This is a genomic window from Rhodococcus sp. BUPNP1 (assembly GCF_002215235.1).
Classification (GTDB): domain Bacteria; phylum Actinomycetota; class Actinomycetes; order Mycobacteriales; family Mycobacteriaceae; genus Rhodococcus.
In genome coordinates this window covers 258,546-275,919 of sequence record NZ_NERM01000001.1, presented here as the reverse complement: position 1 = coordinate 275,919, position 17,374 = coordinate 258,546, and the positions used below count along the sequence as shown (strand labels likewise).

At 69.5% G+C, this 17,374-nt stretch carries 12 protein-coding genes; 9 read left to right on the top strand and 3 right to left on the bottom strand.

Annotated elements, in window-relative coordinates; genetic code table 11:
- Positions 1-87 precede the first annotated feature (87 nt).
- Both B9C99_RS01205 and B9C99_RS01200 read left to right on the top strand, forming a co-directional pair.
- The gene (locus B9C99_RS01205; protein ID WP_088896803.1) at positions 88-783 is read left to right on the top strand and encodes a GNAT family N-acetyltransferase; all 696 of its coding nucleotides are present in this window, start codon (positions 88-90) and stop codon (positions 781-783) included.
- 25 nt (positions 784-808) lie between these two features.
- Positions 809-1,828: a glutathione S-transferase family protein gene (locus B9C99_RS01200; RefSeq protein WP_088896709.1), complete on the top strand. Its 1,020-nt coding sequence runs from the start codon at positions 809-811 to the stop codon at positions 1,826-1,828.
- Positions 1,829-1,858: 30 nt separating this feature from the next.
- Here the strand turns inward: B9C99_RS01200 and B9C99_RS01195 are convergent, their stop codons facing one another.
- Positions 1,859-2,323 carry a VOC family protein gene (locus B9C99_RS01195; RefSeq protein ID WP_016691997.1) on the bottom strand — a complete coding sequence of 155 codons (465 nt, stop codon included), beginning with the start codon at positions 2,321-2,323 and terminating at the stop codon, positions 1,859-1,861.
- Positions 2,320-3,180, bottom strand: coding sequence for an AraC family transcriptional regulator (locus B9C99_RS01190; protein WP_016691998.1), 861 nt, complete (start codon positions 3,178-3,180; stop codon positions 2,320-2,322). Before B9C99_RS01190 ends, B9C99_RS01195 begins: the two co-directional genes overlap by 4 nt.
- A 57-nt stretch (positions 3,181-3,237) precedes the next feature.
- On the opposite strand from B9C99_RS01190, the gene B9C99_RS01185 reads away from it, so the two are divergent.
- The 7 genes from B9C99_RS01185 (at position 3,238) to B9C99_RS01155 (ending at position 16,658) form a co-directional block, all read left to right on the top strand.
- Entirely contained in the window at positions 3,238-3,972 is a 735-nt protein-coding gene (locus B9C99_RS01185; RefSeq protein WP_016691999.1) for a hypothetical protein, read from the top strand.
- A 2-nt stretch (positions 3,973-3,974) separates the two neighbouring features.
- Positions 3,975-4,781, top strand: coding sequence for an alpha/beta hydrolase (locus B9C99_RS01180; protein WP_088896708.1), 807 nt, complete (start codon positions 3,975-3,977; stop codon positions 4,779-4,781).
- 115 nt (positions 4,782-4,896) lie between these two features.
- The gene (locus B9C99_RS01175; protein WP_172414839.1) at positions 4,897-5,985 is read left to right on the top strand and encodes an ABC transporter ATP-binding protein; all 1,089 of its coding nucleotides are present in this window, start codon (positions 4,897-4,899) and stop codon (positions 5,983-5,985) included.
- The gene (locus tag B9C99_RS01170; protein WP_088896706.1) at positions 5,982-6,761 is read left to right on the top strand and encodes an ABC transporter permease; all 780 of its coding nucleotides are present in this window, start codon (positions 5,982-5,984) and stop codon (positions 6,759-6,761) included. The genes B9C99_RS01175 and B9C99_RS01170 overlap by 4 nt, the downstream gene beginning before the upstream one ends.
- 81 nt (positions 6,762-6,842) lie before the next feature.
- A complete protein-coding gene (locus tag B9C99_RS01165) occupies positions 6,843-10,685 on the top strand; it encodes an ABC transporter ATP-binding protein (RefSeq protein ID WP_088896705.1) in 3,843 nt (1,280 codons plus the stop codon).
- A gap of 203 nt (positions 10,686-10,888) precedes the next feature.
- Positions 10,889-14,665 carry a multifunctional oxoglutarate decarboxylase/oxoglutarate dehydrogenase thiamine pyrophosphate-binding subunit/dihydrolipoyllysine-residue succinyltransferase subunit gene (locus tag B9C99_RS01160; RefSeq protein WP_080597652.1) on the top strand — a complete coding sequence of 1,259 codons (3,777 nt, stop codon included), beginning with the start codon at positions 10,889-10,891 and terminating at the stop codon, positions 14,663-14,665.
- Between the two features lie 199 nt (positions 14,666-14,864).
- Positions 14,865-16,658 carry a thiamine pyrophosphate-requiring protein gene (locus B9C99_RS01155; RefSeq protein ID WP_016692006.1) on the top strand — a complete coding sequence of 598 codons (1,794 nt, stop codon included), beginning with the start codon at positions 14,865-14,867 and terminating at the stop codon, positions 16,656-16,658.
- Here B9C99_RS01155 and B9C99_RS01150 read toward each other — a convergent pair.
- Positions 16,615-17,310, bottom strand: a complete 696-nt coding sequence (locus tag B9C99_RS01150; protein WP_016692007.1) for a TetR/AcrR family transcriptional regulator — start codon at positions 17,308-17,310, stop codon at positions 16,615-16,617. The two genes, B9C99_RS01155 and B9C99_RS01150, sit on opposite strands and share 44 nt — an antisense overlap.
- Between the last annotated feature and the right edge of the window lie 64 nt (positions 17,311-17,374).

The window sequence follows — 17,374 nt, the reverse complement described above, 5'->3', positions numbered from 1 at the left end:
GCCACATCGGACCCGCGGTCGCGCGTGTCCACCTCGCTGTCGTCGCTCACCGGACCTCTCCCCTCGTCGGCGGTCTACGGTAGCGGGGTGGACCCGCACATCTCGAGCATCGCCGCCCTCGCGTGGTGTCGTGCACTGGGCCTACCCGACGGTGCCCTCGTCGAACCCGGGTGCGTGACGCGTGTCGACGACTCGTTCCGCGACGTCCGGCTGCTCGCCGTGGGGCGCACCACCGCGATCGTCGGACCCGACGCCGCGGTCTCCCGCCTCGCGGCCGAACCCGACCCGGCCGAGATCGACGCCCCGAACGCCGAGCTCGTCGTCGCAGGCCACGCGGGTCGTACGGAGATCCTCGCCCTGTGCACCGACTGGATCGACGCGACCCGCGTCGAGAACCCGCTCATCTCCGACGACCCCGAGGACCTCGCCGAGCTGCTGCGGAGCTGCCCGCCCGACGACGTCACCGAGGCCGAACTGTCGCCGACGGGACCGTCGCGCGTGTTCGTGCTGCTCGACGACGATCACCGGCCCCTCGCCGGCGCGGCGTACAGCGAACTCGGGTCGTTGCTGGCCGACGTGCGGGTGCTGACGACACCGCCGGCGCGCCGGCTCGGACTCGCCTCGACCGTCGCGACGCTGGCGACCCACGACGCGCTCGACGCCGGACTCGTCCCGCTGGCCCGCATGCGCCGCGACAACCGCGGTGCCCGCACGGTCGCGGCGGTGTCGGGATACGACATCTGGGGAACCCTCGTGACTGTTCGGGTTCCACCCGAGAAGTGACAAGTGTGCGCGGAAGGATGCGTAGGTGACCGAGAACAAGTACGTCGAGCCGGGTGCGGAGTTCACCCGCGACACCAACTACATCCCCACCCGCATCACCGCGGACGGGCGCGACGGCTATCCCGTCGAGTCGGGGCGGTACCGGCTCGTCGCCGCCCGGGCGTGCCCGTGGGCCAACCGCACCCTGATCGTGCGGCGGCTGCTCGGTCTCGAGGACGCCCTGTCGCTGGGACTGTGCGGCCCGACGCACGACGAGCGCAGCTGGACGTTCGACCTCGACCCGGGCGGAGTCGACCCCGTCCTCGGCATCCCGCGACTGCAGGACGCCTACTTCGCGCGCTTCCCGGAATACGACCGCGGCATCACCGTCCCGGCCGTCGTCGACGTGCCCACCGGGCAGGTCGTGACGAACGACTACCCGCAGATCACCATCGACTTCTCCACCGAGTGGACGCAGTTCCACCGGGAGGGAGCCCCGGATCTGTACCCCGATGAGCTGCGGGACGAGATCGACGAGGTGGCCGAGCTCGTCTACCAGGACGTCAACAACGGCGTGTACCGGTGCGGTTTCGCCGGTTCGCAGGAGTCCTACGACAAGGCCTTCGACCGCCTCTTCGCCCGCCTCGACTGGCTCGAGGAACGCCTCGGGGCGCAGCGCTATCTCGTGGGCGAGACCATCACCGAGGCCGACGTGCGCCTGTTCACCACGCTCGTCCGGTTCGATCCCGTCTACCACGGGCATTTCAAGTGCAACCGGAACCGGCTGGCGGACTTCCCGGCGTTGTGGGCCTACGCGCGCGATCTGTTCCAGACACCCGGTTTCGGCGACACCATCGACTTCGTGCAGATCAAGCAGCACTACTACCTCGTGCACACCGACATCAATCCGACGGGCATCGTGCCGAAGGGACCGGACCTGTCGAACTGGCTCGATCCGCACGGCCGAGAGGCGCTCGGCGGGCGGGCGTTCGGGGACGGCACACCGCCGCCCCCGCCGCGCCCGAGCGAAGTGGTCCCCGAAGGGCACGGCGCGGTCGCCCGCTGATCCCCTGCCACCGTTCCCCTGCGGCGGTTCCTACGGCCGGCGCGGCCGGTAGGTGCCGATCGTCCAGTACACACCGTGCGGGTCGCGGCAGGTGAACCCGTGCGATCCGTAGTCCTCGTCGCGGAGTTCGACGGTCACGGTCGCGCGGACCGCCGGGTCCTCCGCCTGCGCCGAGGCGAGCACCCTCTCGTACAGGGCGTCGACGGTCGCGTCGTCGGGGAGCACGAGATAGGCGGTTCCCCTGTCGGCGTGCTGGTCGAGCGGCGACCCGCGACCGGTCGAGCCGAGCATGACCCCTCCGCCGTGCGGCCAGAGCAGGGCGGCGTGGTCGACGCGGTCCCCTTCCCCGTAGACCTCTGCTTCGGTGAACCCGAGGGTCTCCACGAGGAAGCGGATCGCGCCCCGGGCGTCGGTGTAGGCGAAGCACGGCCACACCGCGTCGACGGTGGGTGTGACGGTGGCCGACTGCTGCGTGGAATTCGTTGTGTTCGTCATGTCTCCGAGTGTCGGACCGGAACGTCCCGGTCGTCTTGGACGAATGGGAACACTTCGTCCTCGAGCCACCGCGACGGCGGGACGCCCGCCAGATCGCGCCAGTCGCGGGCGAGATGCGCCTGGTCGTAGAAGCCGCACTCGGCGGCAACGTCGGCGAGGCGGCGGCCGGGCTCGGCCCGCAGCATCCGCCGCGACCGGTCGAAGCGCGCCACCCGGGCAACATCCTTCGGGGACAGTCCGAACTCGGCGGCGCACCGGTTCGCGAGGTGCCGCCTGCTCCATCCGAGTTCGTCCGCGACCGCGCCGACCGGGCGACCCGGATCCGTCACGAGCAGGTGCCAGGCGTGGACGAGGTGCCCGTCCGGGCTTGTCGACCGTGCAGCGACCAGGCGGCGAGCGAGGATCCGGTCGAGGACGGCGAACCGCTCGTCCCAGGATCCGGCCGCGGAGATCCGGTCGAACAACTCCCGGCCGTCGGCGCCGATGACGTCCTCGAGATCGACGGCCCACGGACCGAGTGCGGCGGCGGGCACACCCAGCAGGGCGCGGGCACCCGCGGGGGTGAGCGCGAGCTGGATCCCGTGCTGCCGTCCGTGGTGGACGATGGGCACCGGTTGCGTCGACAACCCTCCGGCGAGTGCGTCGAAACGTTCCGGGCACCGTCCGTCGCCCCGCGAGAGTTCGACGGGTTCGGAGATCGTGAGGATTACGGTGACCTCCGGAGAGGGCATACCCAGATGGGTCCCCGGCGGGAAACCGTCGAGCCGATACCCCTCGTACGACCGTACGTAGGGTGTCAGCAGGGGTGCCGGACGCCGCCTGGCGCCGTCCGACACACCGACTGCGGACCCGGTCATGGCACCAGCGTAGTGAGAGCAGTCCGGAAGACAAGAGCACCGGAGGACAGGGGCACGATGAGCAGCAAGGCAGGCGTCGCAGAGGCCTTTATCGTCAAGATGCTGGACAACGGCGCGAGACTGCAGGGCCCTGCGGTGGCCAAGTACGTCGATCTCGTGCGGCGCTCACACCCCGACGAGTCCCCGGCGCAGATCATCGAGCGGCTCGAGAAGCAGTTCCTGCTCACCGTCACCGGCAGCGGGTCCGCGGCGGGTGCGACCGCGGCCTTCCCCGGCATCGGGACACTCGCGGCCATCGGCGCGGTGGGCGCCGAGACGGCCTTCTTCTTCGAGGCGTCCGCGCTGCTCACCCTTGCCATCGCGTCGGTGCACGGGATCGAACCCCACAACCACGAGCAGCGCCGCGCGCTGGTACTCGCCGTCTCCCTCGGCGACGCCGGCCGGGAGATCGTCGCGACCGCGACCGGCGCGTCGCTGCGGAACTGGCCCAAGGCCCTGACCACCGGCGCGGGCGGCACCCAGCTGAAGACGCTGAACAATTCCCTGGTCAAGAAGTTCATCCGCCGGTACTTCGCCAAGCGCAGTCCGCTGCTGATCGGCAAGCTCGTCCCCGCCGGCATCGGTGCCGCGATCGGTGGCGTCGGCAACCGCGCGCTGGGCAAGCGCACGATCCAGAACGCCCGCGACGCCTTCGGTCCGCCTCCGGCCGCGTGGCCTTCCGCCCGTCCCGTCCTCCCGGCGAGCGGAGAGGCGCCGGCGCTCGACGCCGGTGTTCCGGTCACGAAGGACTGACCGTGCCGGCCGACGGCAAGGTGTTCGTGCGGGAGTCCGGTGCGGGACCGCGCACCGTCGTCCTGCTGCACGGCTTCTCCGATCACGGCGGTACGTGGTGCAAGGTCGCGCCGGCGATCGCCGAGCGGCACCGGGTGCTCACGGTCGACCTGCCCGGTTTCGGACGCAGCGCGCAGCACTGGCAGACACCCGTGCTCGACCACTACGTCGACGTCCTGGCCGACCTCGTCGACGACGTGCCCGAGCCGGTGTCGCTGGTCGGGAACTCGCTCGGTGCGGTCACCGCGCTGGTGTTCGCGTCGGTCCATCCGTCCCGGGTCGACCGCGTGGTGCTCGCCGACATGCCTGGTCTCGCCGGGATCCCCCGGTGGTGGACGCGAGGTGCGCGCATGCCGGTCGAGCTGTCGCGCCTGTTGCTGCGTCCGCTGCCCGCTCCGGTGATGCAGCAGGCCATGGGTGCCCTGTATGCGCGGGCCGCCGTGCACCGACGCGGCACCTTCGACCGCGCGGCGCGTACGGCCTTTGCGGCGAACTACGCGACCCGCGAGCAGGTCGACACGCTGCTCATGGTGGGCCGGCACGCGATCGGTGAGCTCGGCCGGCTGCCGATCCCGGAGATGGTGCACGCCCTCGACATGCCGGCCCTGCTGGTGTGGGGCGCTCGCGACCGGTTGACGCCCGCTCACGCGGCGCGGCGGGTGCAGGCCGGCGGTCGGAGACGGGTGGTGATCATCCCCGATGCGGGGCACTGTCCTCAGCTCGACGCGCCCCGCGAATTCCTCGACGCCGTCCTGCCCTTCCTCGACTGACCCGTAAGCTCACGGCGACCGCGGCACGAGCCGCACCCACATCTCGACGACGCGGGGGTCCGAATCCGTGACAGCACCGTCAGCGCAACCGCCGTACGGCACACCCGATCCCCGGGTGCCCTCGGGGGCACCGGGCGCGGGGATCGCCGTCCACGGCCTGAGCAGGACGTTCGGTGACCACACGGCGGTATCGAATCTGTGGTTCACGGTGCCGCCGGGCTCGATCACCGGTTTCCTCGGCCCCAACGGATCGGGCAAGACCACCACGCTCGGCATGATGCTCGGCCTCGTCCGGCCGAGCGCCGGGAACGCCTTCGTCGACGGCGTGCCGTTCACCTCCCTACAGCAGCCCGCACAGGTCGTCGGAGCGGTGCTCGACGCGCGCAGCGCCCACCCCAAACACCGGGCGCTGACACACCTGCAGGTCTACTGCGCCGCGATCGGCGTGCCCGACGAGCGGGCGAGGCAGATGCTCGACCTCGTCGGCCTGGGGCCGGTCGCGCGGCGTCGCATCGGCGAGTTCTCCCTCGGCATGCGGCAGCGACTCGCCCTGGCGACGGCCCTGCTCGGACAGCCGCGTTATCTCGTACTCGACGAACCGGCGAACGGGCTCGATCCCGAGGGCATGGCCTGGCTGCGCGACTTCCTCCGCGCGTTCGCCGCCAACGGCGGGACCGTGCTGATCTCGAGCCACATCCTGCGGGAGATCGAGCAGATGGCCGACCGTCTCGTGATCATCGCGAACGGGCACCTGGTCGCGGAGACCTCGATGACCGACCTGCGCGACGCCTACCGCTCGCGGGTGTTCGTCGCGGCCTCCGACCCGGCCCGCCTCGCGACCGCACTCGCCGCGGCCGGGCACACCGACGCGCAGGTGCAGCAGGACGGACGGCTCGCGGTGGTCGGCGTGACTCCCGACCGCATCGCCGAGATCGCCGCGACCGCGGAGGTGACGCTGTTCGGGACGAGTGTCGAGCACGTCGATCTCGAGCAGGTCTACCTCTCGATGACGGCCGGTCGCTACGCGGCCGCGCCGGTCGCGCAGTATCCGGGGCACGGCCCCCACCATCCGCAGGGCCCGCAGTACCCGGGTGCCCAGCAGTACCCGCAGTCGCAGCAGTACCCGCAGTCGCAGCAGTACCCGCAGTCGCAGTGGGGGCAGCCGAACCGACCGCCGACCGGGCAAGGAGGTCCCACCGCATGACCGCGCTTCTCACCGCCGAGTTCCGCAAGGTCCTGAGCCTGCGCTACTGGTGGATCCTCGGCATCGCCCCGCTGCTGGTGGGACTGTTCTGCGGAGCGCTGACGCTGCCGGTCGCGCGGCAACTCGAACTCGGCTTCGGTGACGGTTTCGCCGAGGCCGTCGCCGCCGCAGTCGGTATCTCCCTCTCGCTGTCGCTGGTGTTCCTGTTCGCCGCGATCTTCGGTGCGGTGGCGACGGGCAGCGATTTCGCGCACCGCACGATCGTGACGACCTTCCTCACCGCGCGGGGACGCGACCGGGTCGTCGGCGTGAAGTTCGCGACCGTCGCCGTGATCGGGTTGCTGTACTGCCTCGTCACGGAAGTCGCGGCGGCCGCGACGCTCGTGTTGTTCGGTGGGGGCTTCGACGGTGCCGATCTCGGATCGGTCGTCAAGGTGATGGGGATCGGCCTGTTCTGCGCGCTGTTGTGGTCGCTCATCGGAGCGGGGCTGGGTCTGCTCACGCGGTCGACGACGGGCAGTGTGCTCGCGATCTGCGCATGGGTGCCGTTCGGGGAGCTGATGGTCTCGGTCGTCCTGCACGGTCTCGGTCTCGGCGCCATCGCGTCGTACCTGCCGGCGCAGGTCACCTGGTACGTGCTGTTCTCGGCGGTGTCGATGCCCGAGGACGTCATGCTGGAGATGACATGGCCGGCGGCCCCGCTGCTCCTGGTCCTGTGGACCGTGGTGCTCAGCGGCCTCGGCTGGTGGCGCGCCCGCACCGCCGACGTCCTCTGACACCTCCGGCGACCTGCGTCTCCGTCCCTGGTCGAGCGGCTCCGCCCTGCCCTGTCGTCGCTCGGCGCTAATGTCGGTTCGATGGCACACGACCCGATTCCGCGCTCGCCGGGATGGATTTCCCGGCTCGTCGCCGAATGCCTGAAGCACCGCAGAACAGCCGTCGGGGCGCTGACCGTCACCGTCGTCGCCGCCCTCATCGACATCACCTTTCCGCTGCTGACGAAGGTCGCGGTCGACAGCGCGACCGGGCAGGGCGACGTGCCCGCCGACGACCTGCGTCTGATCGGTCTGGCCGCAGCGGCGATCGCAGGCGGTGCGGTGATCCGGTTCGGCTGCCAGTACGGGCGTCGCATGCTCGCCGGACGCCTGTCGCTCGACGTCCAGCACGACCTGCGGTTGCGTCTGCTCGGCTCGCTCCAACGTCTCGACGGCCACGGCCAGGACCGCATCCGCACGGGCCAGGTGGTCTCGCGGTCCATCACCGACCTGCAACTCGTGCAGGGCCTGCTCGCGATGGTGCCGATGTCGGCGGGTGCGCTGCTGCAGTTCGTGCTCGCGCTGGTGATCATGACGACGCTCTCTCCGCTGCTGACGCTGGTCGCGGTGATCATCGTCCCGATCATCGCGGACATCGTGCGGGTCGTACGCCCGAAGCTGTTCGCGGCGACCTGGTCGGCGCAGCAGCGCGCGGCCGACCTCGCCCAGCACGTCGAGGAGACCGTCACGGGCGTGCGGGTCGTGAAGGGATTCGGGCAGGAGTCGCACGCGGTCGACCAGCTCGAGGAACACGGTCGCAGGCTGTACGCCGAGCGTCTGCGCGCCGCCCGGATCAACGCGTGGTTCTCGGCGCCGATGGGTGCGATCCCGCAGTTCGGGCTCGTCGCCACCATCGCGCTCGGCGGCTGGCTCGCCCTCGAGGGCGGGATCACCGTGGGCACCTTCGTGGCGTTCACCGCCTATGTGGCGACGATGACGGCGACGACCCGCACCCTCTCGCAGGTCGTGATCATGGCGCAGCTGTCCCGCGCCGCCGTCGAGCGGGTGTACGAGGTGATCGACACCGAACCCGACGTCGCCGATCCCACGCATCCCGTCGAGCTGCCCGACGGTCCGCTCGGGGTGCACCTGAAGGACGTGACCTTCGGCTTCGACGACGACCGGGACGTGCTGCGCGGCCTCGACCTGGAGATCGCGCCCGGCGAGACCGTCGCGATCGTCGGCCCGGCAGGCTCGGGCAAGACCGTGCTGTCGCTGTTGCTCCCCCGCTTCTACGCGCCGCACCGCGGATCGGTGTGCCTGACGGCAGAGGGCCGCGACCTCGATGTCGCCACGCTCCGCGCCGACGATCTGCGCGGGGCGGTCGGCCTCGTCTTCGACGAGCCGTTCCTGTTCTCCGACACGGTCGCGTCCAACATCGCTCTCGGCCGGCCCGACGCATCGGACGACGAGATCCGCGCCGCGGCCGCGGCGGCACGTGCCGACGACTTCATCGAGGCCCTGCCCGAGGGATACGACACCGTCGTCGGCGAACGCGGCCTGACGCTGTCCGGCGGGCAGCGACAGCGGGTGGCGCTGGCGCGGGCGCTGCTCGTCGATCCGCGGGTGCTGATTCTCGACGACGCGACCTCTGCGGTCGACGCCGAGACGGAGGCCGCGATCTACGGCGCGCTACGGGCCGGCCGGCGCCGCACGACCCTCGTGCTCGCCCATCGGCGGTCGACGCTCGCACTCGCCGACCGGGTCGCCGTGCTCGACGAGGGACGCATCGTCGACATCGGGACGGTCGAGGAACTCGACGAGCGCAGTCGCGTCTTCCGGCGTCTGCTCTCGACCGACGACGAGGCCGCACCGGCACCGGAACGCCCGGTTCCGGCCGGCGCGTTGTGGCCCGAGGAACCGGACGACGACCAGCCGTCCGAGACCGTCCGGAACCCACCGGCCGTCGGTGGAGGTCGCGGCGGACCAGCGGGCGGTGGCGGCCGCGGAGGGCCGGTGTCCGGTGCGCTCGGTGCGGTGGCCCCGACCCCGGAACTGCGCGCGGCCGTCGACGCGCTTCCCCCGGCCACCGAGACCCCCGGCCGCGATCCGGCGCTGCAGTCCGAGGCCCTGCGCCTGCCCGACCCGCAGTTCCGGCTGTGGACGACCCTGCGCCCGGTACGCGCACTGCTGGCGGTCGTCGTGCTGTGCCTGGCGGTGGAGTCGCTGACGAGCATCGCGTTCCCGTCGCTGGTGCGGTACGCCGTCGACCGCGGGGTGACCCCGGGCGATCCGTCCCGGCTGTGGCAGGCGACCGCCGCTGGTGTGGTGCTCGCGCTGCTCGGCTGGTTCGTGGTCGCGATCCTCACCGTGCTCACCGCCCGGGCGGGCGAACGGGTGCTGTTCGGGCTGCGCGTGCGCTCGTACGCGCACCTGCAACGACTCGGGCTCGACTACTACGAACGCGAGCTGTCGGGCCGGATCATGACGCGGATGACGACCGACGTGGACGCGCTGTCGCAGTTCATCCAGACCGGCCTGTCCACCGCGGTCGTGGCGGTGCTGACGCTCACCGGTATCTCGATCGCGTTGATCGCGACCGATCTGTCGCTGGCCCTGGTGGTGCTGGCGGTGCTGCCCGTGCTGGTCGGCGCGACCCTGTGGTTCCGGAAGGTCTCCGGCACGGCGTACGCGCAGTCCCGCGAACGCATCTCCCTGGTGAACGCGGATTTCCAGGAGAACGTCACGGGTCTGCGCGCCGCTCAGGCCTACCGCCGGGAGGAGACCGCCGCACGCAGGTTCGCCGAGCGCGCGGAGGCCTATCGGCGCAGTCGCCTGCGGTCGCAGCGGGCGATCTCGCTGTACTTCCCGTTCATCACCTTCCTGTCCGATCTGGCGCTCGCGGCGGTCGTCTTCGTCGGCGCCCGTGAGGTGGCCTCGGGTGCGGTCGGCCCGGGCGTGCTGATCGCATTCGTGCTGTATCTGAACCTGTTGTTCGCGCCGATCCAGCAGCTCTCCCAGGTCTTCGACGGCTACCAGCAGGCGCGGGTCGGTCTGCGCCGGATCGGCGATCTGCTCCGGACCGAGAGCTCGCTCGAGTCGTCCGAGGAGGGCACGGTCGCCATCACCGGGCACCTCCGCGGCGACGTCGATCTGCGGCAGGTGGGTTTCCGGTACAGCGAGGCCGATCGCGAGGCGCTGAGCGATGTGGACCTGTCGATCCCGGCCGGATCGACGGTCGCCCTCGTGGGCCGCACCGGCGCCGGGAAGTCGACGGTCGTCAAACTGCTCGCCCGGTTCTACGACCCGACGTCCGGTTCGGTGCGGGTGGACGACACCGATCTGCGCCGCTACCGCCTGCGCGACTACCGGGGCCGGCTCGGCGTGGTGCCGCAGGAGGCGCACCTGTTCACAGGCACGGTGGCGACCAACATCGCCTACGGCCGGCCCGACGCGACGCGCGAGGAGATCGAATCGGCCGCGCGCGCTGTGGGTGCGCTCGACATGATCGCGGGACTCGCCGGTGGCATGAACCACCCGGTGGGTGAGCGCGGCCAGGGTCTGTCGGCCGGCCAGCGTCAGCTCATCGCCCTCGCGCGCGCCGAACTGGTGGATCCCGATCTGCTGTTGCTCGACGAGGCCACCGCCACCCTCGATCCCGCCACCGAGAAAGCAGTGCTCGAGGCGGGTGCGCGGGTGGCCCGCTCGCGCACGGCCGTGGTGGTGGCGCACCGTCTCGCGACCGCCGCGCGCGCCGATCTGGTGGTGGTCGTCGACGACGGCCGTATCGTCGAGTGCGGGCCCCACGACGAGCTCCGCCGAGCGGGAGGTCTGTACACCACTTTGTGGCAACTCGCTACCGGTGGTCTCGTTCCGGAGGAGCCCGAGGTCCTGCTCACTTCGACGACGGAAGGATCGAACATGAGATCGTCCTCACGTTTGTAACGGGGTGCGCGCTGCGCCGATGCACCTTAGAGGGAATAATCGGCTCTCGAGAACCGTCATCGATGGAGACCCCATCGCACCAGATTGTGAGGTAGCCCACCGACATGCGCGGTCAGTTCGGATCGTCACATGCCACGGGCTAGCCTCATATTCACAGGCGCTCCGATCGGGTACCGAAGAAAGAAACGAGGCGAACAACTGCCGTGAGCAGCAGCTCTACATCACAGTTCGGACAGAACCAGTGGTTGGTTGACGAGATGTACCAGCGCTTCCAGGACGACCCTTCGTCCGTGGACGCGAGTTGGCACGAATTCCTCACCGACTATTCGCCGGAAGCCGCGGTGGCCGGAGGCACCAACGGCTCCGACACCGCCACGACCGAGAAGCCCGCGCCGAGCACAGCATCTGCGCCGAGTTCCTCCGCTTCGGCCCCCACCAAGCCTGCACCGAAGGCCGAGACCGCGTCGGCGAAGCCCGCACCGCAGGCCGAGGCCGCGCCTGCGAAGCCTGCACCGAAGGCGGAGACCAAGCCTGCGGCGCAGCCGAAGGCCCAGGCCGCACCCGCGAAGCCGGCTCCCAAGCCCGCCGCGGCCCCGTCGGGCCAGGCCACCGAGGAGAAGAAGGTTCTGCGCGGCGCCGCTGCTGCCGTTGCGAAGAACATGAACGCCTCGCTGTCGATCCCGACGGCCACCAGTGTTCGCGCGGTGCCCGCGAAGTTGATGTTCGACAACCGCATCGTCATCAACAACCACCTCGCCCGCACCCGGGGCGGCAAGGTCTCGTTCACCCACATCCTCGGTTACGCGATCGTCCAGGCGGTCAAGGCGTTCCCGAACATGAACAACCACTTCGCCGAGGTCGACGGCAAGCCGAACCTCGTCGTGCCCGCGCACACGAACCTCGGTCTCGCGATCGACCTTCCGGGCAAGAACGGCCAGCGTTCGCTGGTCGTGGCGGCCATCAAGAACTGTGAGACGATGAACTTCGCGCAGTTCTACTCGGCCTACGAGGACATCGTGCGCCGCGCCCGCGACGGCAAGCTCACCGGCGACGACTTCTCGGGTGTCACGATCTCGCTGACCAACCCGGGCGGCATCGGCACCGTGCATTCGGTCCCGCGTCTGATGCAGGGCCAGGGCGCGATCATCGGCGCCGGCGCGATGGAGTACCCGGCCGAGTTCCAGGGCGCCTCCGACGCACGCATCGCCGAGATGGGCATCGGCAAGCTGCTGACGCTCACCTCCACCTACGACCACCGCGTGATCCAGGGCGCGGAGTCGGGTGAGTTCCTGAAGAAGATCCACGAGCTGCTCATCAGCGACGACTTCTACGACGGCATCTTCCACACCCTGCACATCCCCTACGAGCCGGTCCGCTGGCGCAAGGACGTGCCGGAAGGCCTCGTCGACAAGCACACCCGTGTGCTCGAGCTCATCGCCGCCTACCGCAGCCGCGGCCACCTCATGGCCGACACCGATCCGCTGCAGTTCGTGCGCGACAAGTTCCGCTCGCATCCCGACCTCGACGTCACGACCCACGACCTGACGCTGTGGGATCTCGATCGCGAGTTCAACGTCGGCGGCTTCCACGGCAACCAGAAGATGAAGCTGCGCGACGTGCTGTCGGTGCTGCGCGACGCGTACTGCCGCCACGTCGGTGTCGAGTACACCCACATCCTCGAGCCCGAGCAGCAGCAGTGGCTGCAGGAGCGGGTCGAGGCGCACCACGTCAAGCCGACGGTCGCCCAGCAGAAGTACATCCTGAGCCGCCTCAACGCCGCAGAGGCGTTCGAGACGTTCCTGCAGACCAAGTACGTCGGTCAGAAGCGCTTCTCGCTCGAGGGCGCCGAGTCCGTCATCCCGATGATGGACGCGATCATCGACCAGGCCGCCGAGCACACGCTCGACGAGGTCGCCATCGCGATGCCGCACCGCGGTCGCCTGAACGTGCTCGCGAACATCGTCGGCAAGCCGTACTCGCAGATCTTCTCGGAGTTCGAGGGCAACCTGAACCCGGCCGCTGCGCACGGTTCCGGCGACGTGAAGTACCACCTCGGCGCCGAGGGCACTTACATCCAGATGTTCGGCGACAACGACATCAAGGTCTCGCTCACCGCGAACCCCTCGCACCTCGAGGCGGTCAACCCGGTGCTCGAGGGCCTCGTCCGCGCCAAGCAGGACATCCTCGACAAGGGTGAGGACGGCTTCACCGTCCTACCGCTGCTGCTGCACGGCGACGCTGCGTTCGCCGGTCAGGGCGTCGTCGCGGAGACCCTCAACCTCGCGCTGCTGCGCGGCTACCGCACCGGCGGCACCGTGCACATCGTCGTCAACAACCAGGTCGGCTTCACCACCGCACCGGAGCACTCGCGTTCGTCCGAGTACTGCACCGACGTGGCGAAGATGATCGGCGCGCCGATCTTCCACGTCAACGGTGACGACCCCGAGGCCTGCGTGTGGGTCGCGAAGCTCGCCGTGGACTTCCGCGAGAAGTTCCACAAGGACGTCGTCATCGACATGATCTGCTACCGCCGCCGCGGTCACAACGAGGGCGACGACCCGTCGATGACCCAGCCGGCGATGTACGACGTGATCGACACCAAGCGCAGCGTCCGCAAGAGCTACACCGAGGCCCTGATCGGCCGCGGCGACATCTCGCTCAAGGAAGCGGAAGACGCCCTGCGCGACTACCAGGGACAGCTCGAACGGGTCTTCAACGAGGTCCGCGAACTCGAGAAGTACCCGCCGGAGCCGTCGGAGTCGGTCGAGCTCGACCAGACCCCGCCGAAGCGTCTCGACACCTCCGTCGACCGGTCGGTGCTCGAGCGGATCGGCGATGCCTTCGCCGAGGCGCCCGAGGGCTTCACCGTGCACCCGCGCGTCAAGCCGGTGCTCGAGAAGCGTCGTGAGATGTCGCGCAACGGCAAGATCGACTGGGCGTTCGCCGAGCTGCTGGCGTTCGGTTCGCTGGCCGAGCAGGGTGCCCTGGTGCGCCTGGCCGGTCAGGACTCGCGCCGCGGCACGTTCACGCAGCGCCACTCGGTCATCATCGACCGCAAGACCGGCGACGAGTACAGCCCGCTCGCCATGCTGGCCAACCAGGCCGGCAACGGCGGCCGCTTCATGGTCTACGACTCGGCGCTGACCGAGTTCGCGGGTCTGGGCTTCGAGTACGGCTACTCGGTGGGCAACCCCGACGCGCTCGTGCTGTGGGAGGCGCAGTTCGGCGACTTCGTCAACGGCGCGCAGTCGATCATCGACGAGTTCATCTCGTCCGGTGAGGCCAAGTGGGGTCAGCTCTCCGACGTCGTGCTGCTGCTGCCGCACGGCCACGAGGGCCAGGGTCCCGACCACACCTCGGGCCGTATCGAGCGCTGGCTGCAGCTGTGCGCCGAGGGCTCGATGACGGTCGCGGTTCCGTCGACCCCGGCGAGCTACTTCCACCTGCTGCGTCGCCATCACCTCGACGGCATCCGCCGCCCGCTGGTGGTGTTCACGCCGAAGTCGATGCTGCGCAACAAGGCCGCGGTCAGCAACGTCGAGGACTTCACGCAGGGCAAGTTCCGTTCGCTGCTCGAAGAGGTCCCCTACGAGGAGGGCACGGCCGACCGGTCGAAGGCCACCCGCGTGCTGCTCACCTCCGGCAAGATCTACTGGGAACTGCTGGCGAAGAAGCAGAAGGAAGGTCGTGACGACGTCGCGATCGTGCGCATCGAGCAGCTGTACCCGGTGCCGCGCCGCCGCATCGCCGAGACGCTCGAGCAGTACCCGAACGCCACCGAGTTCTTCTGGGTCCAGGAGGAGCCGGCGAACCAGGGTGCCTGGCCGTTCCTCGGCCTCGCGCTGCCGGAACTGCTGCCCGAGAAGCTCAGCGGCATCAAGCGCGTGTCGCGTCGTGCGATGTCGGCACCGTCGTCCGGATCGAGCAAGGTCCACGCTGTCGAGCAGCAGGAGATCATCGAGAAGGCCTTCGGTCGCTAGAAGCTCCGTTTCGGATCCTTCGGGTCCTTGACGGTTCTCATGTGAGCCGGGTCGGTTCGTCCCCGCGAGGGGCGATCGACCCGGCTCACGCCTTGTGCGGTGTGTTTCGGGCCGGCTCACGCCTTTCCGGTGTGTTTCGGACCGGGCACGACGGGCACCCTTCGGAGGACCCCCGATCGCGTCCTGCGAGGAGCTACCGATGGCGAATCCGACCGTGGCCGACTACCTGTTGCACCGCCTGCGCGCGTGGGGGGTGGATCACGTCTTCGGATATCCCGGCGACGGCATCAACGGGATCCTCGCCGCCTGGACGCGCACCGGCAACGATCCGGTTTTCGTGCAGTCCCGGCACGAGGAGATGAGCGCCTTCGAGGCGGTCGGCTACGCGAAGTTCACGGGCCGGCCCGGGGTGTGCACGGCGACCTCCGGCCCGGGCGCGATCCATCTGCTCAACGGCCTGTACGACGCGAAACTCGACCACGTTCCGGTGGTGGCGATCGTGGGCCAGACCGACCGCTCCGCGATGGGCGGGTCGTACCAGCAGGAAGTGGACCTGCACACGCTGTACAAGGACGTGGCGTCGGCGTTCGTGGAGACCGTGACGGTGCCCGAGCAGTTGCCGAACGTCCTCGATCGGGCGATGCGCACCGCCATCGCCTACCGCACGCCCACGGCGGTGATCATCCACGGCGACGTGCAGGAACTCGAGTACTCCCCGCCAGGCCACGAGTTCAAGATGGTGCCGTCGAGCGTCGGCTTCGACCGTCCGCGCATCGCGCCGGACGACGACGCGATCCGGCGGGCCGCGGAGATCCTCAACGCCGGGAACAAGGTCGCGATGCTCGTCGGCAGCGGCGCCCGGGGTGCCCGTGCACAACTCGAACAGGTCGCGGATCTGCTCGGCGCCGGGGTGGCGAAGGCCCTGCTGGGCAAGGATGTGCTGTCGGACGAGTTGCCGTGGGTCACCGGATCGATCGGGTTGCTGGGCACACGGCCCACCCACGAGATGATGACCGGTTGCGACACCCTGCTCATCGTCGGTTCGTCCCTCCCCTACAGCCAGTTCCTGCCCGAATACGACCAGGCCCGCTGCGTGCAGATCGACATCGACCCGAACATGATCGGGATGCGCTATCCGAACGAGGTCAATCTCGTCGCGGATGCCGCCGCCGCACTCGACGCGCTCGTCCCGCTGCTGCAGCGCAAGGAGGACCGGTCGTGGCGCGAGGGCATCGAACAGAACGTGCAGCGCTGGTGGCAGATCATGGGGCAGCAAGCCGAGGTCGAGACGGAGTTCGTCAACCCGCTGCGGATGTTCGCCGAGGCCTCACCGCGACTGACGGACGATGCGATCGTCACCGCGGATTCCGGGTCGGCCGCCAATTGGTATGCGCGCCAACTGAGGTTCCGCGGCGACATGCGCGGTTCACTGTCGGGCACCCTCGCGACGATGGGTCCGGCCGTGCCGTACGGGATCGGCGCGAAGTTCGCGCATCCGGGCCGTCCGGTGGTCGCGTTCGCCGGCGACGGGGCGATGCAGATGAACGGCATGGCCGAGCTGATCACCATCCAGCGGTACTGGCAGCAGTGGACCGACCCGCGGCTCGTCGTCGCGATCATCCACAACAACGATCTGAACCAGGTCACCTGGGAGATGCGTGCGATGGGTGGGGCACCGAAATTCGCGGAGTCCCAGTCGCTTCCGGACGTCGATTACGCCGCCTTCGCGCGCGGCCTCGGGTTGGGCGGTGAAATCGTGAAGTCCTCGGACGAGATGGGCTCCGCTTGGGATCGCGCGCTGGCCGCGGATCGCCCGACGGTGCTGGACGTGTACACCGATCCGGACATGCCACCGATCCCGCCGCACGCGACGTGGGAGCAGTTCACCGACGTCGCCAAGGCCGTGCTCGCCGGTGACGAGAACCGTTGGGGCTTCGTGAAGCAGGGCGTCAAGACGAAGCTGCAGGAATATCTTCCCGGAAACGATCGCTGAGATCCCCACCGGCCGGAGCCTCGCCACCGGCCGGAGAGTGGAGCGAATGCGCGGCCAGCGCAACACCGGACAGCGCCGCGATGGCCAGTTCGACGAACTCGTCGCGGGTGAGTTCGGGGTCGCGTAGCCACGCGACGGTCGTGTCCTCGACGAAGGCCACCCAGCCGCGCACGGCGAGCCGCACGGCCGGTGTCGGCTCGATCCCGATGGCGGGCAGGTGCGCGACGGTCCGGTCGACGAGCGCCGTGCGAGTGTCCTCGAAGGCCGCCCGCATGTCGGGGTCGCCACTGGTCGCGCCGCGCAGGATCGAGACGTACATGTCGCGACGCCGGGTGACGTAGTCGACGTACGCGACGAGCGTGCCGCGCAGCATCTCGATCGGTTCGAGGCCCTCGTCCGGTGCGGTGTACTCGACGAGATCCCGGCCGACGCATCGCACGAGTTCGACGTGGTAGTCGTGCTTCGAGGCGAAGTAGTGGAACAGCAGCCCCTTCGAGACACCGGCCCGTTCGGCGACCTCGTCGACGGAGATCTGCTCGAGGGGCCGGTCGGCGAGCAGCTCGAGGCCCTGCTCGATCAGCTGGGCTCGGCGTTGGGTGGGACCGAGTCGGGTCCGGCGGGGTCCGGGACTGTCTTCTGCCACGTCCACCATGCAAACACCGTTATTGAATTATGGTCAACAAGTGTTGACCAGGTCACTGGAACGCTCTAGCCTC

Excerpts from the sequence above, each read along its gene's own strand:
- B9C99_RS01195 (WP_016691997.1), bottom strand. The coding sequence starts at position 2,323 with ATGACGAACACAACGAATTCCACGCAGCAGTCGGCCACCGTCACACCC.
- B9C99_RS01190 (WP_016691998.1), bottom strand. The coding sequence starts at position 3,180 with ATGACCGGGTCCGCAGTCGGTGTGTCGGACGGCGCCAGGCGGCGTCCG.
- B9C99_RS01185 (WP_016691999.1), top strand. The coding sequence starts at position 3,238 with ATGAGCAGCAAGGCAGGCGTCGCAGAGGCCTTTATCGTCAAGATGCTG.
- B9C99_RS01170 (WP_088896706.1), top strand. The coding sequence starts at position 5,982 with ATGACCGCGCTTCTCACCGCCGAGTTCCGCAAGGTCCTGAGCCTGCGC.
- B9C99_RS01165 (WP_088896705.1), top strand. The coding sequence starts at position 6,843 with ATGGCACACGACCCGATTCCGCGCTCGCCGGGATGGATTTCCCGGCTC.
- B9C99_RS01155 (WP_016692006.1), top strand. The coding sequence starts at position 14,865 with ATGGCGAATCCGACCGTGGCCGACTACCTGTTGCACCGCCTGCGCGCG.
- B9C99_RS01150 (WP_016692007.1), bottom strand. The coding sequence starts at position 17,310 with ATGGTGGACGTGGCAGAAGACAGTCCCGGACCCCGCCGGACCCGACTC.